The organism is Thioalkalivibrio sp. ALE23 (assembly GCF_000378545.1).
Lineage (GTDB): Bacteria > Pseudomonadota > Gammaproteobacteria > Ectothiorhodospirales > Ectothiorhodospiraceae > Thioalkalivibrio.
This window is the reverse complement of sequence record NZ_KB900035.1, coordinates 278205-304405: the sequence shown is the minus strand read 5'-3', so window position 1 is coordinate 304405 and position 26201 is coordinate 278205. Positions and strand designations below refer to the sequence as shown.

The window sequence follows — 26201 nt, the reverse complement described above, 5'->3', positions numbered from 1 at the left end:
ACGAGCGAGCGCGGAACCCGCAGCCCGCGTCCGGACTCGGAAGAGAGACCCGTCAGGCCTGTCGACACCCATTCGGCCCTTCCCCCGTGATCGCGTGACCCGCCATCGATGACTTCCATCCCCGTTCCCGCCCGGTTGTGCCGTCCCTGCCTCGCGGCCCTGCTCGCGCTGCAGCTCCTGCTGGCCGCACCGGCGGCGGGGGACGAACGTCCACGCCTGGCGCTGGAGGGCGGCACTGCCGAACAGCGCGACAACATCGAGGCGACCCTCAACATCGCGCGCCAGCGCTGCGAGCTTCCCGAATTCCGCGAAAGCCGGGTGCTGCGCGACGCCGAAAGCCGCGCCCGCGACGCCCTGCGCGCCATCGGTTACTACCATCCGGAGCTGGAACTGTCGCTGGACCGAGACTCCGGCCCCTGCTGGACCCTGAACCTGGACTTCGACCCCGGCCCGCCGACCACGGTGGAGTGGCTGGACCTGCAGGTGACCGGCGAGGGCCGCATGGACCCCGCATTCGAGGCCATCCTGATGCAGACGCAGATCGCCACCGGCGACGTGCTGCGCCATGACCGCTACGAGGCCCTGCGTTCGCGCTTCACCCGGGTGGCCGCCGAACGCGGTTATTTCGATGCCGAGCTCACCATGCGCCGCCTGGAGGTGGACACCGAAGAGCGTACCGCGTCCATCCGGCTGCACATGGACACCGGACCGCGCTACCAGCTGGGCGAGATCCGCATCGAGCAGGACATCCTGCGCGGGCGTTTCATGCAGCGTCTGCTGCCATTCGAGCCCGGCGAACCCTATGCCTCCGCGCGGATCATCGAACTGCAGCGCAATCTCAACAACAGCGGCTATTTCGAATCGGTGCGCGTGCGCCCGCTGCGTGACGAGGCCGAGGAGCGCCGGGTACCGGTGATGGTTGAACTGGAGCCGCGCAACCGCCTGGCCTTCGAGGCCGGCATCGGCTACTCCACCGACATCGGCCCGCGCACGCGCTTCGGCATGGAAAACCGCTACGCCAACCGCCGCGGTCACCGCTATACCGGCGAGGTGGAGGCCTCGCCCGTGCGTTCCGGCGTGGCCTTCAACTACGAGATCCCGCTGCGCGACCCGCTGCGCGAACGCCTGAACCTGTTCACCTCCTGGCGCACCGAGGACACCAGCACCCAGCAGTTCGACCGCTTCCAGCTGGGCACCAGCCGTGTACTGCAGCGCGAGTCCGGCTGGCAGACCACCGAGATGGTGCGCTACGAATACGAGGATTACACCGTCAGCGATCAGACCGACACCTCCCGACTGCTGATCCCCTCCTACCGCGTCAGCCGGACCGAGGCCGACGACCCGATGACCCCGCGCCGGGGCTACCGCCTGGAGGGCACGGTCCAGGGGGCCGCGGAGGAACTCCTCTCCACCACCAGCTTCGCCCAGGTGCGCGGCAACGCCCGCTACATCCGCGGTCTGGGACCGGGACGCGCGCTGCTGCGCGCCGATGTCGGCTTCACCGAGGTTGATTCGGTGCGGGAACTGCCCAGCTCCCTGCGCTTCTACGCCGGCGGCGACGGTTCCATCCGCGGTTATGGCTACCAGAAACTGGGGCCGAAGAACGAGGACGGCGACATCATCGGCGGACGACACCGCCTGGTGGGCAGTGCCGAATACGAGATCCCGGTGGTGGGTGACTGGAGCGCGGCGATCTTCGTGGACGCCGGCAACGCCTTCGACGACTTCTCCGACTTCGACACGGTCTACGGCGCGGGGGTCGGCGTACGCTGGCGCTCGCCGGTCGGTCCGATCCGCCTGGACATCGCCCACGGACCGGACTCCGACGATGACTTCCGCATCCACTTCTCCATGGGGCCGGACCTGTGAAGCGCTGGCTGCGCATCGGGGTCCGCGGGCTGGGGGTCCTGCTGATCCTGCTTGCGGGGCTGGTGGCCGCCGTGGTCACCCTGCTGGCCACCGAATCCGGCACCCGCTGGCTGGCCGAACAGGGCGAACGCCATGCCCCGGTGGATCTCGCCATCACGGAGGTGGAAGGCACGCTGTTCCGCGGCCTGTCCGTGCGCGGACTGACCCTGGAGCTGCCCGAGGGCCCGAACATCGCGGTGGACGAGGCACGCGTGGCCCTGGACATCGCCGGGCTGCTGGCCCTGGACCTGCGCGTGGCCGAGCTGGGCGCGCGCGGCCTGCGGGTGGATCTGCCGGAGGCCCCCGACGAGGTACCCGAGCCCGAGGAGATGGACGATCCGCCGGTCTTCGAACTGCCCGAGCGCATCGCCATCCCGCTGCTGGGCCTCCATCTCGACCGCCTGTGGCTGGCCGATCTGCGCGTGACCCGGACCGGCGACGATCTGTTCGCCCTCACGCACCTGGAGGCCCGTGCCAGCGCCCGCGAGACGCAACTGCACCTGCACCACCTGGACGCGGCCCTGCCGGACCCGGCGCTGCGGCTGAACCTGCACGCCCGACTGCAGGCCGACGGCGAGTTCCCGCTGGAGGCCGGCGGACGCTGGCGGCTGGGGCTGCCCGAGGCGGCCGGCGAATGGCTGGAGCGCGAGGACGTCGCCGGCGCGCTGAATCTGGAAGGTGATCTGCGGCGCAGCCTGCGCCTGAACCACCGGGTGGAGGCCGGCCCGGCGATGGAGACCCGTGCCACCCTGCACGACCCGTTCGATGCCCCCGCGCTGGAGCTGGAGCACGCCTGGGAGGCGTTCGCGCTGGCGCTGCAACCCGACACCCGGCTGACGCTGGACGCCGGACGACTGCAGGCGGACGCGACCCCGGACGACTGGGATCTGGCGCTGGCCACCGGTGCACGGCTGGACCCGTGGCCCGCGCTGGCCCTCCAGCTCGCGGCCCACGGCGATCCGGAGTCCGCACGCGTGGAAACCCTGGATCTGCGCTCCGCGGCGGGGAATCTCGCCGTCAGCGGCGAGGCGGGCTTCGCCGATGAGCTCACCTGGGACCTGGGACTGGATCTGGACGATCTCGATCTCGCGGCGCTGGGAAAGGCACTGGACGACATGCCGGAGCTGGATGCCGGAATCCGGCGCCTGAGCGCAACCAGCCGGGGACGCCTGCCACCGGGGGCGGAGAACCCGCTGGCCGCGCTGGAGGCCGCGGTCACCCTCACCGAACTGGACGGCCATTTCGAAGACCAGCCACTGTCCGGCGAACTCGACCTGCAGCTGGCCGAAGGCCGGGCCCGCTTCGAGCGGGGAAGTTTCGCGCTGGGCGATGCCCGCCTGACGCTGCAGGGCCATCTCGAAGGACTCCAGGCCGCCGCCGACGACCCCGACACCCGCTGGCCATTCGACCTGCAACTCGAGCTGGAAGACGTCGACGCCTCCGCCTTTCGGGCCGGGGCCGACGCCCGCCTCGAACAACTGAGGCTGGCGCTGGACGGTGCACTGAACCCGGCCGAAGCCGACTTCGACGCCAGGCTCGAGATCGCGGCGCTGGATGCCACCGCGCGGGGCATAGGGGTACTCGGCGACGGCCGCATCGACCTCGACGCCGGCCGTGCCCGTATCCGTGCCCTGAACCTGCACAGCGACCCCGGGGCGCGACTCGCCCTGAGCGGTGAAGTCGGCTACGCCGAGGGACTCGACTGGGCGCTGCAGCTGGCGGCACGGGACCTCGACCCGAGCCTGGCCGCCCCCGAGTTCGCCGGCCGTCTGGCCCTGGATCTGGAAAGCTCCGGGCGCCTGGACCCGGAGACCGGGCCGCAGGTCGATGCCCGCATCGACCGGCTCGACGGGACCCTGCGCGGGCAGCCGGTATCCGGCCAGGGCCGACTGCAGCTGGCGGACGAGGTCCTGCAAATCGACGACCTTGCGCTGGGACTGGGAGACAACCACGCCCGGATCGGGGGGCGCGTGGGCGACACCCTCGACCTCAACATCGCACTGCAGGCGCCGGGGCTGGACGCACTGATGCCGGGACTGGGCGGCGAACTGGAACTGGACGCGCATCTGCAGGGAGAGCGCGCGGCCCCGCGCGTGACCGCCCGCGGCCGCGGCTCGGGGCTGCGCTTCGAGGACTTCGCGCTGCAGCGGCTGGAACTGGAGGCGGACGCCGGGCTCGCGGAGACCGCCCCGGCGGCCATCGACCTGAGCCTGCAGGGAATCGAGGCGGACGACCGGCCACTGATCGAACGCCTGCGGCTGACCGCGGAGGGCACCGCCGGCGAGCATCGCGCCCGCCTGGACCTCGAAACAACCGAATTCGGGCGGCTGGAACTGGGACTGGGCGGCGGGCTGGACACCGAGGCGCTGCACTGGAGCGGCCGCATCGAGCAGCTCGAACTGGATCAGCCGCTCGCCGGACGCTGGTCACTGGCGGAGCCGGTGGCACTGGAAGGCGGCGCGGAATCGGCGCGCCTGGAACGGCTGTGCCTGCGCCGCGATGACGGCGAGATCTGCGCCGAGGGGCGGCGCGACGCGACGGGCGCTGCGAGCTTCGCCGCCCGCCTGGCGGCGATCGACCTTGCCTGGCTGGAACCCCTGCTGCCACCGGAGCTGGCCCTGCAGGGCACCGTGGATGCGCAGGCCGACGGGCGTCTGGACGCCGACGGCCGGCTGGATGCGGATCTCGCCGTCACCCCGAGCGATGGCGTTTTGCAGGTACGCGACGGCGACGACCTCCTGCAGGAGGTCCCGTGGCGGGACACCCGGCTGACGGCCCGGGTGCGCGACCGCGACGTGGATGCAGCCCTGCGCCTGGACTTCCTCGACAACGGCATGGCCCGGGCCGATATCGCCCTGCGCGAGGAAGACGGGGTGACGCGCATTCAGGGCGACCTGGAGGCGCGGCTGGAGGATCTTGCCTGGCTCGCGGCCACCAGCCCGGAGATCGAGAACCTGCGCGGCGCGTTCGAGCTGGCGCTGGGACTGGACGGGCCGCTGCAGGACCCGCTGGTGGAAGGCGGACTGCGCTTCCACGATGGCGGGGTCACGATCCCCGAGGCGGGCATCGACGTGGCGATCCCGGAGCTGCGCGCCGATGTGCTGTCCGCGCGCGAGATGACGATCAGCGGGGCCCTGGAGTCCGGCGAGGGCCGGATCGACCTGGACGGCCGTGCCGATCTCGGCGAGGACGGCCCGCAGGTCCTGCTGCGGGTCGACGGGGAAGACTTCCTCGCGGTCAACCGTGCCGATGCGGAGGCCCTGATCGAACCGGCCCTGCGCATCCGCTTTCGCCCGGACGAGGGCCTGGCGATCCGTGGCGGTATCAGCGTGCCGTGGGCGCGCCTGCGCCCGCCCGACCTGCCGCCGGGCGCGGTGCGGGTATCGGGCGATCAGGTCATTGTCGGTGAGGAAGAGGAGCGTCCGGCGGCGCTCCCCATCGATATCCGCGTGCGCCTGCATCTGGGCGATGACGTACGTTTCGACGGCTTTGGCCTGACGGCCCGCTTTGCCGGCGAAGTGGACGTGGAACAGGTCACCGGGCGCCCGACGCAGATGTTCGGCGAGATCCGCATCCCCGAGGGCGAATACACCTCCTACGGCCAGGACCTGCAGATCGACCGCGGCATCCTGCTGTTCCAGGGACCGCCGGAGGCGCCCGATCTCGACCTGCGCGCGGTACGCCGGGTGCCCGAATACAACGTGACCGTGGGCCTGGAGATCGGCGGCACCCCGGAGGCCCTGCGCAGCCGGATCTTCTCCGAGCCGCCGATGGACGAGACCGAGGCCCTGTCCTACCTGCTGACCGGCCGGCCGCTGTCCGGGGCATCGGAATCCGACGGCAACATGCTGGCCGCGGCCGCCGCCGGCTGGGGCCTGGAACAGGGGGCGATGATCACCCAGCGCATCGGCACCGAGCTGGGCCTGGACGAGGTGGAGCTGGACACCGAGGCCGGCCTCGACCAGAGCGCGCTGACCCTGGGGCTCTACCTGTCGCCGCGACTGCTGCTGCGCTACACGGTCGGGCTGTTCGACAACACCTCGCGGGTGCTGCTGCGCTATGAACTGACCCGTTCGCTGAGCGTGGAGACCTCCTCGGGCAGCGAGGGCCAGGCGATCGACCTGATCTACCGTCACGAGCGCTGACCCCGCCCCGGACCGGGGCTGCGGGCCATGCACCTGTTACGCCGAGATATCCCGTGCGATACTTGCGGGAGTTGCCCCGACATGCCGGAGGGCCCCTTGCCGGATTCCACCGAACCGCCGCTGTTTCGCGACGAGGATCCGCCCGCCGCCGCCACCGAAGAACGTGCCTGGCGGGTGCTGATCATCGACGACGAGCCCGAGGTACACCGCGCGACCCGGTTCGCCCTGGGCGACGTCCGTTTTCAGGGACGCCCGCTCGAGTTCCTCAGCGCCTACTCCGCCGCCGAAGGGCGGCGCGTGCTCCAGCAGCAGGACGACATCGCCCTGGTCTTCCTCGACGTGGTGATGGAAGACGACCACGCCGGGCTGGAACTGGTGCGCAGCATCCGCGAGGAGATCGGCAACCGCGACGTGCGCATCGTGCTGCGCACCGGCTACCCGGGGCTGGCCCCCGAGTACCAGGTCATCGCGGATTACGACATCAACGACTACCGGGTAAAGACCGAACTCAGCGCGGAGCGGCTGTACGCCACCACGCTGGCGGCCCTGCGCGCCTATCGTGACCTGATGATCGTGCATCGCAGCGAAGAAGGCCTGCGCTTCATCGTCGACACCGTGCCGCTGCTGCTGCGCGACCGCGAACGACGCCGCTTTGCCGAAAACATGCTGCAGCAGCTGGCACGCGCGCTGGATGTGGCGCCGCAGGGGGCGGTGGTCGAAGGCACCGATCCCCCGCGGCTGCTGGCGGTCGCCGGTATCGAGGCCGCCCCGGGCGAGGCCCTGGACAGTCAGGGGGCGGGCATGCCGGTGTCGGCGATCCGCCGCTGCCTCGAACGCGGCCTGGGCGATGACGGCAACGGGGATCTGTTCGTGCATCTGGGGTCGGGCGAACACGAGGCGCCAGCGGTCATCTGGCTGCATGTGGGGCGGCCACTGGAATCGGTCGAGCGCCAGCTGCTGCAGGTCTTCGGCATGAACCTCGGGGTGGCGCTGGACAACCTGTCGCTGTACGAGCGCACCCGCCAGCTGGCCTATTTCGACACCCTGACCGGACTGGGCAACCGCGCGCTGTTCGCCCAGCAGCTGGAGGCCATGATCCAGCGCAGCACGACACCGGCGGAATCGCTGAACCTGCAGATCGCGATGGTCAACATCGTGCGCTTTCGCGAGTTCAACTCGGTCCTGGGGCGCGCCGCGGGGGATCGTCTGCTGGTGGCCCTGGGGCAGCGGCTGGTCGAGCATTTCCCCGAGGCCCATGCCGCCGGTCGCATCAGCGGCGACACCTTCGTCCTGCTGCTGCCGGCGGACACCCCGCCGGAACGCCTGTTCCAGGCGACCGCCGATCCCTTCGACATCGTCGACACCCCGCTGCGCCTGGAGATCAGTGCCGGACTCACCCGCTACCCCGAGGACGGCACTGACGCCGAGACCCTGCTGCGCAACGCCGACGTGGCCCTGGGCCTGGCGCGGCGCGACCACCCGGGCGAGATCGCGGCCTATTCGCGTGCCATCGACGAGGGGCTGGCACGTCGCCTGAACCTGCTCCAGGACCTGCGGGGCGCGGTGGAACGCGACGAACTCATGCCGTGGTTCCAGCCCCAGATCGACCTGGCCACCGGCGAGACCGTGGGTGCGGAGGTCCTGCTGCGCTGGCGTCGCCAGGGCGAACTGGTGTCACCTGCGGAGTTCATCCCGATCGCGGAATCCTCCGGTCTGATCCGGCCGATCGGGGAACGGGTGCTGGAACTCGCGCTGGAATACCAGCGTGCGCTGGCCCGTCGCTACGACCGCCCTTGCCGGCTGAGCGTCAACCTGTCCGCGATGCAGCTTGCGGACGAGGAGTTTCCGGCCCGCCTGCGCCGGCTGCTGCGCCGCCACGAGCCGCTGGAAGCCCCGCTGGAGATGGAGATCACCGAAACCGTGCTGATGGAAGACGTGGACTCCAGCATGGCCAGCCTGGACGCCCTGCGCGAGCTGGGCCTGGAGCTGGCGATCGACGACTTCGGCACCGGCTACTCGTCCCTGGCCTATCTGCGGCGCGTGCGTCCCGACCGCCTGAAGATCGACCGCGCCTTCATCACCCCGCTGGAGACCAGCGAGGACGCGCGCAGCATCACCCGCGCGATCATCGAACTGGGGCATCATCTGGGCATGCGGGTGATCGCCGAAGGGGTGGAGACCCCGGCGCAGCGCGACCTGCTGCTGAGCATGGGCTGCGACGAGGGGCAGGGCTTTCTGTGGGCCCCGGCCCTGCCCGCCGACGAATTCAGTTCGTGGCAGGCCCGCCCCGCCGGGGGAGACGCAGGATGAAGCGGGCGCCCTGACCCGGCTCGCTCTCCACTCGCACGCTGCCGCCCAGGCGCCCGGTCACCTGGTTCCAGACGATGTGCAGACCGAGCCCGCTGCCGCCCTGTGAGCGGCGGGTCGTGAATAAGGGTTCGAACACCCGGGAACGCGTCGCGGCGTCCATGCCCTGTCCCTCGTCGGCGCACTCGATCTCCACCCAATCGTTGTCCTGCACCCGGCCACGCAGCCATACCCGGCAGCCCTCGGGACAGGCATGCTCCTCGACGTTGATCAGCAGGTTGGTCAGGATCTGCGACAGGGACCCCGGCCAGGAATCAAGGATCACGCCTTCCGGAATCGCGTTCGCCACCTCGATCCCGGCGCGTGACAGGCGCGGCGACAGCCCGTGCAGCACCTCGTCGACAAAGCCGCGCAGTTCGAATTCGCGCCGTTCGTCGCGCTGGCGGTCCACCGCCACCTGCTTGAAGTCGCGCACCAGACCGGCGGCGCGTTCGAGGTTCCAGGCCACGATGTCGTGGCCTTCACGCGCGCGTTCCAGCAGCCGCTCCAGATCGGAACGGGTCATCTCGCCCGCGGTGTAGCGCCGCTGCAACGTGTCCAGATCCGACTTGAGCTGCGAATCCGCGGTCATCGCCACGCCCAGCGGGGTGTTGATCTCGTGTGCCACGCCGGCCACCAGGGAACCCAGTGCCGCCATCTTCTCCGATTCGACCAGCTGCGCCTGGGCGGCCTCCAGATCGGCATAGGCCCGGCGCAGGCGGCGATTGAAATACAGCACGATGGCAAGGATCACCAGGGCGACCCCGGCGACCAGGGCGGCCAGCCGCAGGGCCCGCCCCCAGTCGATGTCCTCTTCGATGGTGATCGTGGTCCAGCGCTGCTGGATCGCCGCCGCCTCGGCCGGGGTCACGCTGTCCAGTCCCCGGTCGAGGATCTCGCGCAGGCGCTCCTCGCCGGGCTGCACCGCGAGGCGCAGGCGCTCGTCCGCGCCCTCGACGGTGGAAGCGACCTCCAGCAGTCCGGCGTAGCGCGCCCTGACCGGCCCCGCCACCACGAGCAGGTTGTCCAGCGCGACCTCGGCGTCGCCATCGGCCACCGCCCGCAGCACCGCATCGGTGGAGGGGCGCTCGACAATCTCCGCGTCCGGCTGCTCACGCCGCAGATCGGCCAGCATCCCCGAATCGGCCAGCACCGCGACCCGCCGACCCGCCAGATCCGACAGTGAGCCGACGGACGGGCCGTCCACCGTGGTCACCAGCGCCAGCGGGATCTCCAGATAGGGACGGGTGAAGTCCATGAATTCATCGCGTTCCGGGGTTTGCTGCACGCTGGTCAGCAAATCGACCTCGCCGTCCCGGAACAGGCGCACGGCCTCGCTCCAGGATTCCACCGGGACATGCTCGAAGACCAGCCCGGTGCGTTCCGCCACGTGCCGGAGGAAGTCCGCGCTGATCCCCCGATGCTGGCCCTCGGGGCCGAGGTCGTCGAACGGCGGCCAGTCCGGGGTGGCGGCGTAGCGGATTGCGCCGTGCTCGCCCAGCCAGGCGCGCTCCTCGTCGGTCAGCTCGACCAGCCGTCCGGTGCCCCAGGCCGTCACTGCGTCCGCCATCCACGGACGCCGAAGCTCGGCGTGGGTGGGATCATCCATCGCCTCCAGTTCCCGGTCGAGCGTATCCCGCAGCGCCGCATCCTCCGGCCCGGTCACGAAACGCAGCGAACCGGTGGCGAAGGGCAGTGGCCCGCGCACCTGCAGGTTGGCGAGGCCATGGCGTTCCGCGACCCAGGCCATCACCAGCAGGCTGCCGGCCCATGCCTCCACCTCGCCGGTCGCCACGGCCCGCAGCGCGGTCTCGGCGTCCGCAAAACGCTGCAGATCGATCTGCGGATGGGCGTCGGGGATCAGCTGATCCAGGGCGTGACCGCGTTCGACCGCGAGGCTGCGGCCCGCGAGGTCCTCCAGACGGCGCAGGTCCTCCGTGTCCCGCCGGGTGACCAGAACGACGGGATTGTCGACATAGCTTTCGGTGTAGTTCAGCGCTTCGGCGCGGCCCTCGACCCGCGCGAAGGAGCCCGCGACGTCCGCGTCTCCGGTCTCCACCGCCTCCAGGACCGCGTCCCAGTCCGGGACCACCACGGTCTCCAGCTCACGACCCTGGCGCTGGGCGATCAGGCGCAGGTAATCCGAGGTCAGCCCGGACCACTCGCCCCGATGGTCGAGATACTCGAACGGGGGCCAGCCCGTCTCGGCCACGGCCACCCGCCACGGGTCGTCCGCAGCGTGCGCGGGGACGGCCGACAGCAGCAGCCCGGCCAGCAGCCAGGCGAGCGCAAAGAAAGCCGCGACCGACCGGAAGCAGATGGTACGGCGCGAATTCGGACCCCGGCGGAATGCGCTTGGCATGACCCTCCCTGTCGCGGCAGCGGACGACGCGCGCTCGGCGGTCATCGCGATTTTCCGGGAGCGTACACAAAAAAACCCCCGACCGCGAAAGCGGCCGGGGGTCCGGCACTCCGATCCGGAGCGGGGTCGATCAGTCGACCCGGCGCTCCACGTCGGAGGTCACTTCCACGCGACGGTTGGCCTCGCGGCCTTCACGGGTGGAGTTGTCCGCGGTGGGACGGTCTTCGCCATGCCCCATGGACTCGATGTCGCTCTCGCGGATGCCCTCGGAAGCGAGGAAGTCCGCCACGCTCTGCGCGCGACGCTCGGACAGGCCCTGGTTGTAATCGGCCGGACCGATGGTGCAGGTGTGACCCTCGACCAGCACGGAGGTGTACGAGGCACCTTCGGCCGTCAGGTCGGCCACCAGGTCACGCAGCTCGGAACGGCCTTCGGAACGCAGCTCGGCGCTGTCGAATTCGAACAGCACTTCGGCGCTCAGGGTCGTGGTTTCGAATTCCGGCTCGGGGCTCGGGGCCGGAGCGGGTTCCGGATCCGGCTCGGGCGCTTCGGCGGTTTCTTCGATGTAGCCGGCGCACTGCGAATGGCGCACGTACTCGGGCGCCCAGCTCGAGGTGCGCACGCACTCGCCGGAACCGTCAATGACCACGGCACCGGAGGAGTCGGTGACGTTGGCGGCGGGGGTGGAGTGGCTGCCCGCCACGGCCTGGCCGGCCGCGCCGAACATGAGCGAGGCCACCGAGGCGGCCAGCAGGTTCTTGACAAGCTTCTGATTCATTCTTTGCCTCCTTGGAGAAACGATGACGACGGATTGCGGGAATTCAGGAAGCGACGCCTGCACACCGATCCCGGCCCTATCCGGACGGAAGGACGGCTCACGGCCCGGACCCTCCACATCGCCTTGATAGTGGCACACCATTCACGGTTTTGCACGCAATCAAACGTGGATTCTGTCTCGGTGTCACAACGCTGTGCCATACATGAGACATTTTGACGTCGACTCCATCAAAAAGACCCCGCCGAAGCGGGGTCCCGGGGGCTGGCCGGTGAGGCCGGGCCGGCATTACATCATGCCGCCCATGCCTCCCATGCCGCCCATGCCACCCATGGCGCCCATGTCGTCACCGCCGCCACCGCCGGCGTTGTCGTCGCTCTTCGGCAGATCGGCCACCATCGCCTCGGTGGTGATGATCAGGGCCGCGACCGATGCCGCGTTCTGCAGCGCCGAACGGGTCACCTTGGTCGGATCCAGGATGCCCATCTCGATCATGTCGCCGAAGTCGCCGGTTGCGGCGTTGTAGCCGTAGTTGCCTTCGCCTTCCAGCACCTGGTTGAGGACCACGGACGGCTCGTCACCGGTGTTGTAGACGATCTGGCGCAGCGGCTCTTCCATCGCGCGGCGGGCGATGTTGATACCGGCGTTCTGCTCCTCGTTGTCGGTCTTGAGGTCGCGGATGGCATTGCAGGCCCGCAGCAGGGCGGTACCACCGCCGGGCACCACGCCTTCCTCGACCGCCGCACGCGTGGCGTGCAGGGCGTCCTCGACGCGCGCCTTCTTCTCCTTCATCTCGACCTCGGTGGCCGCGCCGACCTTGATCACCGCAACACCGCCGGCCAGCTTGGCCACGCGTTCCTGCAGCTTTTCCTTGTCGTAGTCGGAGGTCGCTTCCTCGATCTGCTTGCGGATCTGGGCGACACGACCCTGAATGTCGTCGTTGTTGCCCATGCCGTCGATGATGGTGGTGTTTTCCTTGGACACCTGCACCTTCTTGGCGCGGCCCAGATCTTCCACCGTGGCCTTCTCCAGCGACAGGCCGACCTCTTCGGAGATCACCTGGCCGCCGGTCAGCACGGCGATGTCCTGCAGCATGGCCTTGCGGCGATCACCGAAGCCCGGGGCCTTCACGGCGGCGACCTTGACGATGCCGCGCATGGCGTTGACCACCAGCGTGGCCAGGGCCTCGCCTTCGATGTCCTCGGCGATGATCAGCAGCGGCTTGCTGTTCTGGGCGACGCCTTCCAGCACCGGCAGCAGTTCGCGGATGTTGGAGATCTTCTTGTCCACCAGCAGGATGTAGGCGTCATCCAGTTCGGCGCTCATGCTCTGCTGGTTGTTGACGAAGTACGGCGAGAGGTAGCCGCGGTCGAACTGCATGCCTTCGACCACGTCCAGTTCGTTCTCCAGCGAGGAGCCTTCCTCGACCGTGATCACGCCTTCCTTGCCGACCTTGTCCATCGCGTCGGCGATGATCTCGCCCACGGCGGTATCCGAGTTGGCGGAGATGGAGCCGACCTGGGCCACGGCCTTGTGCTCGGTGCACGGCTTGGACAGGTTCTTCAGCTCTTCGGTGGCGGAGGTCACGGCCTTCTCGATGCCACGCTTGAGGTCCATCGGGTTCATGCCGGCGGTCACGGCCTTCATGCCTTCGTGCACGATGGACTGGGCCAGCACGGTCGCGGTGGTGGTGCCGTCACCGGCGCTGTCGGAGGTCTGCGAGGAGACTTCCTTGACCAGCTGGGCGCCCATGTTCTCGAACTTGTCTTCCAGCTCGATTTCCTTGGCCACGGACACGCCGTCCTTGGTCACGGTCGGGGCGCCAAAGGCCTTGTCGAGCACCACGTTGCGGCCCTTCGGACCGAGGGTGACCTTCACGGCGTTGGCGAGGGTGTTCACACCCTTGGCCATGCGGGTACGGGCATCGTTGCCAAAGCGGACTTCTTTTGCACTCATGTCGGATTCTGCTCCTGAAATTGAATAAAACTACGTGACGCGAATGCGGGCTCAGCCCTCGATGACGGCCATGATGTCGTCTTCGCGCATCACCAGGACTTCTTCGCCGTCGACCTTGACCTCGGTGCCGGAGTACTTGCCGAACAGCACCTTGTCGCCGGCCTTGATGTCCAGCGCGCGCTTCTCGCCGTTCTCCAGGATCTTGCCGTTGCCCACGGCCACGACTTCACCGCGGATCGGCTTTTCGGCCGCCGAATCCGGGATCACGATGCCGCCGGGCGTGGTGCGTTCTTCTTCCATGCGCTTCACAATCACGCGATCGTGCAAAGGCCGCAGATTCATGGTGGAAACTCCTTTCTGTCTGTCGATAACAGGGGTCTGAGGGAACCGGATGGATGCCCTGTTAGCAGCCACCCGCAACGAGTGCTAATCATAGGGGCGAACGAACACGAGTCAAGAGCACGGAAACGCGTCCGGGAGGGGCCGGGGGTTCCCCTCAGCGACGCCGATCGTCGTCGCCGGAATCGTGGTCGAGCACGTCGCGGCCGCCGGCCTCGTCATCGTGCCGGCGGAACTCGCCCTCGATCGGGCCGCCGGCATCATGGCCGGGCCCCTGGAACGGGCCGCTCCGCGCCCGCACCAGACCGCGGCGCAGGATGCCCGCGGCAATCAACCGGCGCAGTGGTGGCACCAGCAGCACCGCGCCGGCCGCATCGGAGAAGAACCCCGGGACCAGCAGGAGCACCGCGGCCGCCATCAGCAGCCAGCCCTCCAGCAGGCCGCGCGCAGGGACCTCGCCGCGCGCCAGGCTCTGCTGCAGCCGCCGCCAGTGGTAGAAACCCTGCACCCGGAACAGCACGATCCCGCCGGCCGCGGTCGCCACGACCAGCGCCACTGTGGCGAGCGCACCGACGGCATCCCCGACCCAGGCGAACCCGAAGATCTCGAGCAGGATGAAACCGAGAAAGACCAGAAGCGGTAACAGGGGATTGCGCATCGCGAGGAGGATTCGACAAAGAGGGGATCATTGGAGCACGTCACGGGTACGGGTGTCGATTCGGCCGGGTTCCCTTGCCGTGACCCCGGAATTTAGCGACCCTCCCCTGCGTCTCAATGACAGAAGACGCCCACCGGAGAAAGGAGGCCACATGAAACGCAGCCCGCTGTCCCAACGAGTGATTCCGGTCCTGCTGCTGACCCTCGCGTTCATGCTGGCCGGAACGGCCGTCGCCCAGGACGACCCGCGTGATCCGGAAGAACACTTCTTCCAGCCGACCTTCGGCGATTTCCAGGAGGAGCTCGAGCTCGCCCGCGAGGAAGGCAAGAAGGGCATCCTGATCTTCTTCGAGATGGATGCCTGTCCGTTCTGTCATCGGATGAAGAACCAGGTACTCAATCAGCCGCAGGTGCAGGACTACTACCGCGAACACTTCGCCATCTTCAGCGTGGACATCGAAGGCGACGTCGAGATCACCAACTTCGACGGCGAGACCCGGCGGATGGCCGATTTCGCCACGCGCGACTTCCGTGTGCGCGCCACGCCGGTCTTTCAGTTCTTCGACCTGGACGGCGAACCGGTCCACCGCTTTACCGGGGCCACCCGCGATGCGGACGAATTCCTGACCCTGGGGCGCTTTGTCGCCGAGGGGCACCACGAAGAAACCAACTTCAATCGCTTCCGCCGCGAGCAGCGCGGCCGCTGAACGCAAAGGAGCGGACATGACTCCTCGTCTCCCTGTCCGGGGGCGCCGTGCCGGCGCCCTCCTGACGGCGTGCCTCGTGCTGGCCGTCGGCACGCGCGGTCCCGCGTCGGCCGAGGTGGTGCCGGACATCGAGCCGCTGCCCCAGCCCCTGCGGCTGCAGCATGCCATCGAGGCGGTGAATGCGATGCACCCCCGCGTGCAGCAGGCCCGCGCCCGACGCGAAGCGGCCGAAGCGGAGCTGGAAGCCACGCGCGCCGACCGTGACCTGCGCGTGGACGCGCGGCTGGAGGCCCGCTGGATCGAGCCCAACGACAACATCGCCGACGACCGCAACAACGACTCGCGGGCGACCCTGGTCGCGCGCAAGCTGCTGAGCGACTTCGGCCACTCCCGGGCGCGCGAGGAGGCCGGGGCCAGCGCGCTGGAGGCCGCGCGCCAGGAGGAGTGGCTGGCGTTCGCCCGACACCGCCTGGAGGTCCTGGAGCGCTACTTCGACGTGGTCCTCGCCGATCTGGCCTTCGCCCGCGACACCGAAGCGATGACCTCCGCATTCGTAACACTCGAACGCATACAGGAGCGCAACGAGCTGGGCCAGGTCTCCGACATCGACCTGTTCGAGGCGGAAGCGGACTACCAGGAACACTTCACCCAGCGGCAACGCTCGCTGTACCGCCAGCAGCGCAGCCGCGCGGAGCTGGCCGAGGCCCTGCATCACCGCGGACGCCCGCCGGCCGACGTCCTCGGCCCGCCGCTGCCGCTGGACCTGCCCGAGCTTCCGGAGCTGCGCAGCCTGCTGGCGGACCTGGAGTCCGGCAGCCCGGCCCTGGCCGCCGAACGCCAGCGGGTCGAGGCCGCCACCGGCCGCGTGCAGGCGGCCCGCAGTGAAAGCCGCCCCCGGCTGTATGCCGAGGCCGAGACCGGCTACTGGAACCGGGAGTTCGGCGGAGACCGCAACCCCTTCGCCGCCGCACTGGTGCTGGAGGTGCCGCTGTTCGAGGGGCGCCGCGGCGATGCCCGCGTCGGCCGCGCGGTGGCCCAGCGCCGGGAAGCCGAAGCCGAACGCGACCAGGCCATGCTCCGGGCCCGCAACCGGGTGCGTGAACTGGTTCACGAAATCCGGACCCTGGAGGTGCAGCGCGACGAGGCACTGGCACGCATGGACTACCGCGACCTCTACATCAGTCGGGCTCGCTACCTCTACCAGATGGAAGACGAGGCCGACCTCGGCGACTCCATGGTCCAGCAGAGCGCGGCCGCGCATTTCAATGCCCGTACCGAATTCGAGCTGGCCCTGGCCTACGAACGCCTTGCCCTGCTGACCGGCCGCGAGGACCTGAGTCCGTTCGCCGCCGACGCCACCGCCTTTGGAGGGACCCCATGAACACCCGTATTCACCGAATCCCGCCCACCGCCGGGAGGGCGATCGGCGCGAGCCTCGCGCTGTTGTTGCTGAGCCCGGCCGCGGGCGCCCAGACCGTGGACGCGGAGCTCGCCTGGAGCGAGCAGTACCGGATCACCGCACCCGTCGCCGGTCAGGTCCGGGAGATCGGGGTCCGGCCCGGCGACCGGGTGATGGAAGATGACACCCTGTTCCGCATCGACGATCGCCGGGCCCGTGCGGAACTTTCCGCGGCGCAGGCCGAGGTCGAACGCCTGGAGCTGGAGGCCTCGGAAACCGAACGCGAGCTGCGCAAGGCCCGCGACCTGTACGACCAGACCCTGATCGCCGAGCGCGAACTGGAACTGGCCCGAATCGACCACACCGCGGCCGAATCGCGCCTGACGGAGGCCCGCGCCCGGGTCCGCCAGGCCCGCGCGGACGTGCACGACACCGAGATCGCCGCGCCCGGAGAGGGCCGCGTGCTGCGCCTGGACGTCACCCGCAACGAATACGTGAACCCCGCGCTGGTTCCGCCGGTTCTCGCGGTGATCGGACGCGACGATCCGATGCATGCACGCGGCCGCGTGGACGCGGATACCGCCGCACGCCTGGAACCCGGGCACCCGGTCACCGTCATCCTGAACGACACCCGCGTCGACGGCCGGGTGGAGCACGTGGACTGGGAGCGCAGCGGCGAAGAGGACGCCCCCGCCTATCGTCTGCGGGTCGAGTTCACGCCCCCGGAAGGCCTCGCCCCGCGGGCGGGCCAGGCGGCACGGATCGAACTCGGCCTGGAATAAGCATCCGGACTGAACCAGGAGGACGCACATCACCATGAGCGAATCCGACCCCGCACCGGCCTGGCTGGTCATCACCACGCTGGACGATGCCGACGCCGCCGAGCGCCTGGCCGGCCACCTGGTCGAGGCCGGCCGCGCCGCCTGCGTGCACATGCTCCCGCCCGGCCGCTCGATCTATCAGTGGCAGGGCCGCATCGAGGTCGACAGTGAAGTCACCCTGCTGATCAAGACCTCGCGCGAGGCCTGGCCCGAACTTCGGGCCACCCTGCACGATCAACATCCGTACGACACCCCCGAAATCATCGCCCTGCCGATCGAGGACGGACTGCCCGACTACCTGAACTGGATCCGCGAATGCACCCGATGAACCTCCGTTACTGGCTTGCCGCCCTGTTCACCGTGCTGTTGCTGCTGCCCGGAGCGGCCGCGGCGCAGTTCGGCATGGACGACGACCTGCTCGACCCGGATGACGCCTTCGCGATCAGTGCCGAGGCGGTGGATGAATCCACCATCCGTCTGACCTGGGACATCGCGGACGAGTACTACATGTACCGCGAGCAGTTCGAGTTCGAACCGGAAAGCCCCGGCCTGGAACTGGGCGATCCGGCGATCCCGGACGGCGAGATCAAGGAAGACGAGTTCTTCGGGCGGGTCGAGACCTATCGCGGCGAGGTCAGCATCGAGCTTCCGGTACTGGCCGCCGAAAGCGAGACCATCGAGCTGACCGCACGCTCGCAGGGCTGCGCGGATGCCGGCATCTGTTACCCGCCGCATTTCCAGACCGTATCCATCACCCTGCCGGGCCTGCCGGGTGACGCCGAGGCCGACACCACGGCGGCCGGGGAAGGCGCACTGGACGAGCTCGGCCAGATGTCCGGCGAGCTTGCCGGGGACGAGGATCTGCTCGACCCCGAGGAGGCGTTCGCCGCCTCGGCCGAGGCGATCAGCCAGAACGCCGTGGTGCTGCGCTTCGACATCGCCGACGGCTACTATCTCTACCGCGACCAGCTGGACGTGCGCGTCGCCGAAGGTGAAGGCATCGAGCTGGGCAACATCAGCCCGCCGGACGGCGAACTGCACGAAGACGAGTTCTTCGGCGAGACCCGGATCTTCCGCGACGAGGTGGAGATCCTGGTGCCGGTGCAGCGCGATGCCGACGACATCGCCGACATCGTGCTGGCGGTGGACTACCAGGGCTGCGCGGACGCGGGTATCTGCTACCCGCCGCTGACTCAGGAGGTCGCGGTCAGTTTTGCCGCCGATCTGGCCGCGGAGGCCGACCCGGCGGCCCTGCCCGATGAAGGCGAAGCCGCACCCGAGGACGAGGACGCCGTCGCCCCGCCGGCCTCGGAACAGGACCGCATCGCGGCGCAGCTGGCCGACGGGCGCGTGTGGCTGGTGGCCCTGGCGTTCTTCGGCTTCGGGCTGCTGCTGACCTTCACGCCCTGCGTGTTCCCGATGATCCCGATCCTGTCCAACATCATCCTCGGCCAGAAGGAGATGAACACCCGCAAGGCGTTCTTCATCTCGCTGGTGTTCGTGCTCGCGATGGCGCTCACCTATACCGTGGCCGGGGTGCTGGCGGGCATGGCCGGGGCCAACCTGCAGGCCGCCTTCCAGAATCCCTGGATTATCGGCACCTTCGTCGCCATCTTCGTCGCGCTGGCGATGTCGATGTTCGGCTTCTACGACCTGCAGATGCCCGCGGGCGTGCAGAGCAAGCTGTCGAACATCAGCAATCGCCAGGAGGGCGGCACCCTGTTCGGCGCCGGTGTCATGGGCTTCCTCTCGGCCCTGATCGTCGGGCCGTGCGTCACCGCGCCGCTGCTGGGGGCCCTGCTCTACATCAGCCAGACCGGCGACGCCGTGCTGGGCGGGATCGCGCTGTTCTCCCTGAGCATGGGCATGGGCGCCCCCCTGCTGGCGATCGGCACCTCGGCCGGACGCCTGCTGCCGAAGGCCGGCCCGTGGATGGATACCATCAAGGCGGTGTTCGGCGTGGGCCTGCTGGCCATGGGCATCTGGCTGCTGGAACGGGTCATCCCGGGCGAAGTGGCGATGTTCCTGTGGGCCACCCTGTTCATCGTGGTCGCGGTGTACATGGGGGCGCTGCAGAGCCTGCCCGAAGGCAAGTCCGGCTGGCACACCCTGTGGAAGGGGCTCGGCCTGGTGATCCTGATCTACGGCATCCTGCTGATGCTGGGGGCGGCCACCGGCGGCAAGGACATGACCCGCCCGCTGGCCACCCTCAGTCAGCCCGCCGTCACCACCGCGGACGGCGGACCGACGGAGATGGAGTTCACCTACATCGACAGCCTGGAAGACCTCGAACGGGAGGTGGCGGAGGCCGCCTCACGCGGCGAACCGGTGTTCGTGGACTTCTATGCCGACTGGTGCGTGGACTGCGTACGCCTGGAACGCACCACCTTCCAGGACCCGCAGGTCATCCGCGCCACCGCGGATGTCCATCTGCTGAAGGCCGACGTCACCGACAACACCTCGGAGCACCGCGAACTGATGCAGCACTTCGAGCTGTTCGGCCCGCCGGCGATGGTCTTCTACGACCGCGACGGCGAACCGCTGCCGCAGTTTCGCCGCGTCGGTTACCTCAACGCCGAGGCCTTCCTCGAGCACCTGGACAATGCCCTGGGGGTGCGCCCGTGAACGGGAACCGCTGGTGGCTGGCACTGGCCATCGGGCTGTGCGCCCCGGCCCTGACCGCCTGCCTGGATAACGACCGGTCCGGCGACACCGCGACCGGCGGCGACCCGGATGTCGATGCCGCCGACGTCGCGGGGCCGGAGGACACCCCGACCGGCGAGTCGCGCGTCGACTTCACCCTGCCGGACCTGGACGGCGAGGAGCAGGCCTTCAACCAGTGGGACGACGACCTGGTGGTACTCAACTTCTGGGCCACCTGGTGCCCGCCCTGCAAGAAGGAAATGCCGCTCTTTCAGGAAACCTGGGAAGAATACCGGGACGAGGACTTCAACATCGTCGCGGTCGCGGTGGACGAACAGTCGGCCACCGAGCAGTTCGTCGCCACCTACGGCATCGAATTCCCGATCCTGATCGGGCAGGACGAGGCCATGCAGATCCAGACCGAATACGGCAACCGGATCGGGGCCCTGCCCTACACCGTGGTCATCGATCGTGACGGGACCGTGCGCGAGACCCACCGCGGCGAGGTTACCGAAGACGACCTGCACGGCTGGCTGGAGCAATACCTCTGACCCGCGCGGGCACGCTCCGGCGCACGGCGAAGGTGCTGGACACCCCGCGCGCCCTGCGGCAGAATCGCGGCCATGGATTCGCCGGCATGTTCCGGCGCGTTCGCCCCCATTCACGTCCGGATCGCCGCCGATTCCCGTCATGGCCACCATCCTGCTGCTCAACGGCCCCAACCTGAACCTGCTCGGACAGCGGGAGCCGGAGCGCTATGGCCATGCCACGCTGGCGGACATCGAGGCGGATCTGGAGAACCGGGCGCACGAGGCGGGGATCCGCCTGAACTGCTTTCAGAGCAATCACGAGGGCGCCCTGATCGACCGCATCCACGCGGCGCCGGGCGAGGACGTGCGCCGTATCCTGATCAACCCGGGCGGACTGACCCACACCAGCGTCAGCCTGCGTGACGCCCTGCTGGGGGTCGCGATCCCGTTCTACGAGATCCATATCAGCAACGTCCATGCCCGCGAGGCGTTCCGGCAGACATCGCTGCTGGCCGACGTCGCCGCCGCTACCCTGGCCGGTTTCGGCCCCCGGGGGTACCGGCTGGCGCTGGACGCGGCGATTGCAGCCATCAAGGAGTCATAGGCACCCATGGATATCCGCAAGGTCAAGAAACTGATCGACCTGCTCGAGGAGAGCGGGATCCACGAAATCGAGATCAACGAGGGCGAGGAGTCGGTGCGCATCACCCGCTCGCCCGGGGGCGTCCCCCAGGCACAGCCCGCACCGATGCCGGCCGCCGCGCCGCCGCCCGCACCGCCCGCTCCCGCCGCCGCGGCCGAGGAAGCGGGCGCGGATGAACCGGAGGAACTCGAGGGCCACCGCGTGACCGCGCCCATGGTCGGCACCTTCTACCGCGCCCCCAGCCCCGGCGCCACGCCGTTCGTCGAAGTCGGACAGCAGGTGGAGGTGGGCGACACCCTGTGCATCATCGAGGCGATGAAGATGCTCAACCCGCTGGAAGCGGACCAGGCCGGCACCGTCCGCCAGATCCTGGTGGAGAATGGCAATCCGGTGGAATACGGCCAGCCGCTGTTCATCATCGCGTGAGCCTTCACCGTCTTCGCCGAACACAGGTCCGAGCATGTTTGAAAAAATCCTGATCGCCAACCGCGGCGAAATCGCCCTGCGGGTACTGCGCACCTGCCGCGAGATGGGCATCGCCACCGTGGCCGTGCACTCCGACGCCGACCGCGACCTCAAGCACGTGCGCCTGGCCGACGAGTCGGTCTGCATCGGCCCCGCCCCCTCGAACGAAAGCTATCTCAACATCCCGGCGCTGATCGCCGCGGCCGAGGTCACCGACGCCGGCGCCCTTCATCCGGGCTACGGCTTCCTGTCGGAAAACGCCGATTTCGCCGAACGGGTCGAATCCAGCGGCTTCGCCTTCATCGGCCCGCGCGCCGAGACCATCCGCCTGATGGGCGACAAGGTCTCGGCCAAGCAGGCCATGCTGTCCGCCGGGGTGCCCTGTGTGCCGGGCTCCGGTGGCGCGCTGGGCGAGGACCCCGACGCCAACCTGCAGCTGGCCCGCGAGATCGGCTACCCGGTCATCGTGAAGGCCGCCGCCGGCGGCGGTGGCCGCGGGATGCGCGTGGTGCATACCGAGGGCGCGCTGCTCAACGCGATCTCCCTGACCCGCAACGAGGCCCGTCAGGGCTTCGGTGACGACACCCTGTACATGGAGAAATTCCTCGAGCGCCCGCGCCACGTGGAGTTCCAGATCCTCGCGGACACCCACGGCAACGCGGTGTGCCTGGGCGAGCGCGACTGCTCCATGCAGCGGCGCCACCAGAAGGTGATCGAGGAGGCCCCGGCCCCGGAGATCACCGACACACAGCGCCGCGACATGAGCGAACGCCTGATCCGCGCCTGCCAGGAGATCGGCTATCGCGGCGCCGGGACCTTCGAGTTCCTGTACGAGGACGGCCAGTTCTTCTTCATCGAGATGAACACCCGGCTGCAGGTCGAGCACACGGTGACCGAGGAGGTCACCGGCATCGATCTGGTGCGTGAGCAGATCCGCATCGCCGCCGGGGAACCGCTGGGCATTACCCAGGACGACGTCACCATCCACGGCCATGCGATCGAGTGCCGCATCAACGCCGAGGACCCCGCAACCTTCGTCCCCAGCCCCGGCACCATCCAGCAGTATCACGCGCCGGGCGGCCCCGGGATCCGCATGGACACGCATATCTACAACGGCTACGCGGTCCCGCCGCATTACGACTCCATGGTCGGCAAGCTGATTGCCCACGGCACCACGCGCGACATCGCCATCGCGCGCATGCGCGGCGCCCTCGGCGAGATCATCGTCGACGGCATCCGCACCAACATCAGCCTGCACTCCGATCTGATGAACGACGCCAACTTCCAGCGGGGTGCCACCGACATCCACTACCTGGAAAAGAAACTGAAGGCACACTGAGGGCCGCATGAGTCTTGCCGAACTGGAATGCCGGGCCGAACCCGGCGATGCCGAGGCCCTGGAGGAGCTGCTGTTCGAACTGGGTGCGGTCAGCGTGGAACTGTTCGATGCCGCCGACGAACCCCTGTTCGAGCCGCCACCGGGCACGCACCCGCTGTGGTCGGACATCCGCCTGAAGGCCGTGTTCTCCGACCGCACCGCGGCGGAGCTGGCCTCGGCCTCGATGCTCCAGCGCGACCCCGCCCCCTCCGAGCTGCAGGTCACCGACATCACCGACCAGGACTGGGTGCGCGCGGGCCTGGACGGGCTGGAGGCCATCCACTGCGGCGGGCCGCTGTGGATCGTGCCGTCCTGGGAGGAACAACCGGACGTCGAGGACGGGGTCTTCGTGCACCTCGACCCCGGCCTGGCCTTCGGCACCGGCAACCACCCCACCACCGCGATGTGCCTGACCGCCCTGGCCGAGGACCCGCCGCGTGACCTCGAGGTGCTGGACTACGGCTGCGGCTCCGGGATCCTCGCGATCGCCGCGCTCAAGCTGGGGGCGCGCCACGCCCTCGGGATCGACAACGACCCCCAGGCGGTCCAGGCCACCGAATCCAACGCGGCCGCCAACGGCATCGGCAGCGACCGTCTGCAGGCCGGACTCACCGATCACCCGCTGCCCGAAGGCGGCTCCGATCTGGTGCTGGCCAACATCCTCACGCGCCCGCTGATCGAACTGGCCCCGGTGCTCACCGCGGCCACCCGTCCGGGCGGGCGCATCCTGATGGCCGGACTGCTGGATCGTCAGGCGGAAGAGGTCATGGAGGCCTATGCCCATGCATTCGATATCGGTGTCCGCGATTCCCGCGATGGCTGGGCCCTGCTGGACGGCCGCCGCCGCTGACCCACCGGCCGGACGGCCTGCCGCGTAATGCTGGTCCGCTGCCCGCATTGCAGCGTTGCCCATGTGGTGGCCCGCCCGCCCGGCAACGCGCACCACGCACGGGTCCGCTGCGAGGCCTGCGGCCGTGCGTTCGCCTGGTTCCCCGCTCTGGAGATCGCCCCGGCGGGCGAACCCGCAAACGGGGCCGGCCTGCAGCCGGTCCCCGCCGCCGAAAACGCCCCCGCGCAAGCCGCTTCCGGCAGGCCGGACGAAGGAGCGCCCACCCTTTCGCACCCGACCGTCGGATCTCCCGACACCCAGTCCGCGCGCTCCGTGCCGTACCCGGAACCGTCCACGCGCCCCCCCGCAGCCCCCGATCCCGAGCCGGAGCGCGAGCGTCCCGCCCGGGGGGCTCCGGGGCGCCCGGACGGCCCGCAGATACGACCCGCCCGAAGCGCACACCGGACCCGTTTCGGCGGTGCCGCGCTGGCAAGCCTCCTCCTGCTGGGGCTGATCTTCCAGTTGCTGGCCTTCCCGCCACGCGCCATCACGCAAGAACCCGCGCTGGAGACCCTGCGGACCTCGCTGTGCGAGCGCCTGCACTGCCCCGAACGCGCCCATCGCGCGCCCGAGTCCGTTCGTGTCTCCACTCCTTCGCTGCACCCGGCCGGCGCCGGCAGCGGCCGCTGGCTCATCTTCGAGCTCTACAACCGCGAATCCCGCGCTCAGGCCTGGCCGCTGCTGGATATTGCCCTGTCGGACACTCTGGGCCGCACCCATGCCCGCGAGCGCATCCATCCGCGGGTCTATGCCCCGGACGGTGATCCCCCTCCGCAAATGGCCGCCCACCGACCCTGGCCCGTCGCCCTGCGCATACACACCGAGCACCCGCGCCTGAGCGGGGTCCACGTCCGCCCCCGCTGACGCGGATTCCTGCGCCGGGCGTGCGGGCTGCTAAACTGACGGAATGCAGCTCGGCCACCACCATTTCTCCGACCCGCCGGTCTTCCTCGCGCCCATGGCCGGGGTCAGCGACCGGCCTTTCCGCCTGCTCGCGCGCCGCCTGGGGGCCAGCGCGGCGGTCTCGGAGATGGTCACCTCGCAGCAAAACCTGTGGGACAGCGCCAAGAGCCGGCACCGCTTGGATCACGCGGCCGAACCGTCACCGCGCATCGTCCAGCTGCTGGGAAACGAGCCCGGGGCCCTGGCCGACGCAGCGCGTGAAAACGTCGCCCGCGGTGCCGATATCATCGACCTCAACCTGGGCTGCCCGGCCAAGAAGGTCTGCAGCCGCGCCGCCGGTTCAGCGTTGATGGGCGACACCGGGCTGGCCCGCGAGCTGCTTCAGGCCCTCACCGAAAACGCCGGCGTACCGGTCACCCTGAAGATGCGTCTGGGCCTGGACCCCGAGCGCATGAACGCGGAAACCATTGCCGGGATCGCCGCAGATGCCGGGATTGCGATGCTCACGGTGCATGGCCGCACCCGGGCGGCGGGCTATCGCGGCGTGGCGGATCACGAGGCGATCGCCCGGGTGGTGGCCGCCACGGACCTGCCGGTGCTGGCCAACGGGGACATCCGCGACGTCGAGGATGCCCGGCGGGCCCTCGCCCGCACCGGTGCCACCGGGATCATGATCGGACGTGGCGCGCAGGGACGCCCGTGGCTGCCGGGACGGATCCGCGCCGCGCTGGCCGGCGAGGCCCTGCCGGACGCACCCGACCCCGCGTCCATCGCGGGCCTGATGCGCGAGCACGTCGCCGCCCTGCACCGGCAATATGGTCCGCATCAGGGCGTGCGTATCGCCCGCAAGCACATCGGCTGGTATCTTGAGCAGCTGGGGAGAGGCGAGGCAGAGACCCGCGCACTGCGGGCCGAACTGTTCGCCCTGGAGGACGCCGGCGAACAGCTCCGGCGCCTCGAGGCAATGTTTCCATCAGGCGATTCGCCTGCGGACGATTCGGACAGGGCCGCATGAGCAGCAACGGGAATCCCGCGCGTCGCAAGGACGGCAACGGACAGACGACATGGCCGGGACAGGGTCCGGCCGCGCCGCCGGAATCGGACAGCGTCCTCGCGCAGTCCGTCCATCAGGCCATGGAAGACTATTTCGACACCCTGGACGGGCAGTCCAGCCACGACCTCTACGCCCTGGTGATGGAGGAGGTCGAACGCCCGCTGCTGGCCTGCGTGCTGGAACGCTGTGGCCACAACCAGAGCCGCGCGGCGGCCGTGCTCGGCCTCAACCGCGCGACCCTGCGCAAGAAGCTGCGCAGCCACGGGCTGCTCGACTAGCCA

The 26201-nt window shown here is 69.3% G+C and carries 21 protein-coding genes; 16 read left to right on the top strand and 5 right to left on the bottom strand.

Translation table 11 applies throughout. From position 1 onward, the window contains the following. Positions 1 to 108 precede the first annotated feature (108 nt). The 3 genes from F573_RS0111780 to F573_RS0111770 all read left to right on the top strand — a co-directional run bounded on the left by F573_RS0111780 (position 109) and on the right by F573_RS0111770 (position 8363). Entirely contained in the window at positions 109 to 1869 is a 1761-nt protein-coding gene (locus F573_RS0111780) for an autotransporter assembly complex family protein (RefSeq protein WP_369773217.1), read from the top strand. Continuing rightward, positions 1866 to 6053: a translocation/assembly module TamB domain-containing protein gene (locus F573_RS0111775; RefSeq protein ID WP_019022742.1), complete on the top strand. Its 4188-nt coding sequence runs from the start codon at positions 1866 to 1868 to the stop codon at positions 6051 to 6053. Before F573_RS0111780 ends, F573_RS0111775 begins: the two co-directional genes overlap by 4 nt. A gap of 96 nt (positions 6054 to 6149) precedes the next feature. Then, complete coding sequence (locus F573_RS0111770) at positions 6150 to 8363, top strand: EAL domain-containing protein (protein WP_019022741.1); 2214 nt, start codon at positions 6150 to 6152, stop codon at positions 8361 to 8363. Here F573_RS0111770 and F573_RS0111765 read toward each other — a convergent pair. From F573_RS0111765 to F573_RS0111745, 5 genes are all read right to left on the bottom strand, one after another. Beyond that, the gene (locus F573_RS0111765) at positions 8320 to 10761 is read right to left on the bottom strand and encodes a transporter substrate-binding domain-containing protein (RefSeq protein ID WP_019022740.1); all 2442 of its coding nucleotides are present in this window, start codon (positions 10759 to 10761) and stop codon (positions 8320 to 8322) included. The genes F573_RS0111770 and F573_RS0111765 overlap by 44 nt on opposite strands. 130 nt (positions 10762 to 10891) lie before the next feature. Further along, complete coding sequence (locus F573_RS0111760) at positions 10892 to 11539, bottom strand: OmpA family protein (RefSeq protein ID WP_019022739.1); 648 nt, start codon at positions 11537 to 11539, stop codon at positions 10892 to 10894. Positions 11540 to 11824: 285 nt separating this feature from the next. Continuing rightward, positions 11825 to 13492 (bottom strand): chaperonin GroEL, encoded by a 1668-nt coding sequence (gene groL, locus F573_RS0111755; protein WP_019022738.1) that lies wholly within the window; start codon positions 13490 to 13492, stop codon positions 11825 to 11827. Between the two features lie 51 nt (positions 13493 to 13543). Continuing rightward, a complete protein-coding gene (gene groES / locus F573_RS0111750; protein WP_018869763.1) occupies positions 13544 to 13834 on the bottom strand; it encodes a co-chaperone GroES in 291 nt (96 codons plus the stop codon). Between the two features lie 154 nt (positions 13835 to 13988). Continuing rightward, the gene (locus F573_RS0111745) at positions 13989 to 14489 is read right to left on the bottom strand and encodes an FxsA family protein (protein WP_019022737.1); all 501 of its coding nucleotides are present in this window, start codon (positions 14487 to 14489) and stop codon (positions 13989 to 13991) included. Positions 14490 to 14640: 151 nt separating this feature from the next. Here F573_RS0111745 and F573_RS0111740 point away from each other — a divergent pair, with 151 nt between their 5' ends. The 13 genes from F573_RS0111740 (at position 14641) to F573_RS0111680 (ending at position 26198) form a co-directional block, all read left to right on the top strand. Next, positions 14641 to 15195 carry a thioredoxin family protein gene (locus F573_RS0111740; protein ID WP_018869761.1) on the top strand — a complete coding sequence of 185 codons (555 nt, stop codon included), beginning with the start codon at positions 14641 to 14643 and terminating at the stop codon, positions 15193 to 15195. 76 nt (positions 15196 to 15271) lie between these two features. After that, a complete protein-coding gene (locus F573_RS0111735; protein ID WP_019022736.1) occupies positions 15272 to 16576 on the top strand; it encodes a TolC family protein in 1305 nt (434 codons plus the stop codon). Then, positions 16573 to 17376, top strand: a complete 804-nt coding sequence (locus F573_RS0111730; RefSeq protein ID WP_026300898.1) for an efflux RND transporter periplasmic adaptor subunit — start codon at positions 16573 to 16575, stop codon at positions 17374 to 17376. Before F573_RS0111735 ends, F573_RS0111730 begins: the two co-directional genes overlap by 4 nt. A 34-nt stretch (positions 17377 to 17410) precedes the next feature. Further along, complete coding sequence (cutA, locus tag F573_RS0111725) at positions 17411 to 17743, top strand: divalent-cation tolerance protein CutA (protein WP_019022734.1); 333 nt, start codon at positions 17411 to 17413, stop codon at positions 17741 to 17743. Continuing rightward, positions 17731 to 20040 carry a protein-disulfide reductase DsbD gene (gene dsbD / locus F573_RS0111720; protein WP_019022733.1) on the top strand — a complete coding sequence of 770 codons (2310 nt, stop codon included), beginning with the start codon at positions 17731 to 17733 and terminating at the stop codon, positions 20038 to 20040. Before cutA ends, dsbD begins: the two co-directional genes overlap by 13 nt. Then, positions 20037 to 20609, top strand: a complete 573-nt coding sequence (locus F573_RS0111715; RefSeq protein ID WP_019022732.1) for a redoxin domain-containing protein — start codon at positions 20037 to 20039, stop codon at positions 20607 to 20609. Before dsbD ends, F573_RS0111715 begins: the two co-directional genes overlap by 4 nt. A gap of 139 nt (positions 20610 to 20748) precedes the next feature. Beyond that, positions 20749 to 21192, top strand: coding sequence for a type II 3-dehydroquinate dehydratase (aroQ, locus tag F573_RS0111710; RefSeq protein WP_018869755.1), 444 nt, complete (start codon positions 20749 to 20751; stop codon positions 21190 to 21192). A 6-nt stretch (positions 21193 to 21198) separates the two neighbouring features. Further along, on the top strand, positions 21199 to 21657 hold the full coding sequence (accB, locus tag F573_RS0111705; protein WP_019022731.1) for an acetyl-CoA carboxylase biotin carboxyl carrier protein: 459 nt from the start codon (positions 21199 to 21201) through the stop codon (positions 21655 to 21657). Positions 21658 to 21691: 34 nt separating this feature from the next. Then, positions 21692 to 23035 (top strand): acetyl-CoA carboxylase biotin carboxylase subunit, encoded by a 1344-nt coding sequence (gene accC / locus F573_RS0111700; protein WP_019022730.1) that lies wholly within the window; start codon positions 21692 to 21694, stop codon positions 23033 to 23035. A 7-nt stretch (positions 23036 to 23042) separates the two neighbouring features. Next, positions 23043 to 23924 (top strand): 50S ribosomal protein L11 methyltransferase, encoded by an 882-nt coding sequence (gene prmA, locus F573_RS0111695; RefSeq protein ID WP_019022729.1) that lies wholly within the window; start codon positions 23043 to 23045, stop codon positions 23922 to 23924. A gap of 27 nt (positions 23925 to 23951) precedes the next feature. Then, positions 23952 to 24827 carry a zinc-ribbon and DUF3426 domain-containing protein gene (locus F573_RS0111690; RefSeq protein WP_026300897.1) on the top strand — a complete coding sequence of 292 codons (876 nt, stop codon included), beginning with the start codon at positions 23952 to 23954 and terminating at the stop codon, positions 24825 to 24827. Positions 24828 to 24870: 43 nt separating this feature from the next. Beyond that, positions 24871 to 25881 (top strand): tRNA dihydrouridine synthase DusB, encoded by a 1011-nt coding sequence (gene dusB / locus F573_RS0111685; RefSeq protein WP_019022728.1) that lies wholly within the window; start codon positions 24871 to 24873, stop codon positions 25879 to 25881. Continuing rightward, positions 25878 to 26198, top strand: coding sequence for a helix-turn-helix domain-containing protein (locus tag F573_RS0111680; protein ID WP_019022727.1), 321 nt, complete (start codon positions 25878 to 25880; stop codon positions 26196 to 26198). Before dusB ends, F573_RS0111680 begins: the two co-directional genes overlap by 4 nt. Positions 26199 to 26201 lie beyond the last annotated feature (3 nt).

Bases quoted from the DNA above. Each gene is read 5' to 3' on its own strand.
- F573_RS0111745 (WP_019022737.1), bottom strand. From the start codon at position 14,489: ATGCGCAATCCCCTGTTACCGCTTCTGGTCTTTCTCGGTTTCATCCTG.
- dusB (WP_019022728.1), top strand. From the start codon at position 24,871: ATGCAGCTCGGCCACCACCATTTCTCCGACCCGCCGGTCTTCCTCGCG.
- F573_RS0111740 (WP_018869761.1), top strand. From the start codon at position 14,641: ATGAAACGCAGCCCGCTGTCCCAACGAGTGATTCCGGTCCTGCTGCTG.
- F573_RS0111760 (WP_019022739.1), bottom strand. From the start codon at position 11,539: ATGAATCAGAAGCTTGTCAAGAACCTGCTGGCCGCCTCGGTGGCCTCG.
- prmA (WP_019022729.1), top strand. From the start codon at position 23,043: ATGAGTCTTGCCGAACTGGAATGCCGGGCCGAACCCGGCGATGCCGAG.
- F573_RS0111690 (WP_026300897.1), top strand. From the start codon at position 23,952: ATGCTGGTCCGCTGCCCGCATTGCAGCGTTGCCCATGTGGTGGCCCGC.
- groES (WP_018869763.1), bottom strand. From the start codon at position 13,834: ATGAATCTGCGGCCTTTGCACGATCGCGTGATTGTGAAGCGCATGGAA.
- F573_RS0111780 (WP_369773217.1), top strand. From the start codon at position 109: ATGACTTCCATCCCCGTTCCCGCCCGGTTGTGCCGTCCCTGCCTCGCG.
- accC (WP_019022730.1), top strand. From the start codon at position 21,692: ATGTTTGAAAAAATCCTGATCGCCAACCGCGGCGAAATCGCCCTGCGG.
- dsbD (WP_019022733.1), top strand. From the start codon at position 17,731: ATGCACCCGATGAACCTCCGTTACTGGCTTGCCGCCCTGTTCACCGTG.
- F573_RS0111730 (WP_026300898.1), top strand. From the start codon at position 16,573: ATGAACACCCGTATTCACCGAATCCCGCCCACCGCCGGGAGGGCGATC.
- F573_RS0111680 (WP_019022727.1), top strand. From the start codon at position 25,878: ATGAGCAGCAACGGGAATCCCGCGCGTCGCAAGGACGGCAACGGACAG.
- accB (WP_019022731.1), top strand. From the start codon at position 21,199: ATGGATATCCGCAAGGTCAAGAAACTGATCGACCTGCTCGAGGAGAGC.
- aroQ (WP_018869755.1), top strand. From the start codon at position 20,749: ATGGCCACCATCCTGCTGCTCAACGGCCCCAACCTGAACCTGCTCGGA.
- groL (WP_019022738.1), bottom strand. From the start codon at position 13,492: ATGAGTGCAAAAGAAGTCCGCTTTGGCAACGATGCCCGTACCCGCATG.
- cutA (WP_019022734.1), top strand. From the start codon at position 17,411: ATGAGCGAATCCGACCCCGCACCGGCCTGGCTGGTCATCACCACGCTG.
- F573_RS0111765 (WP_019022740.1), bottom strand. From the start codon at position 10,761: ATGCCAAGCGCATTCCGCCGGGGTCCGAATTCGCGCCGTACCATCTGC.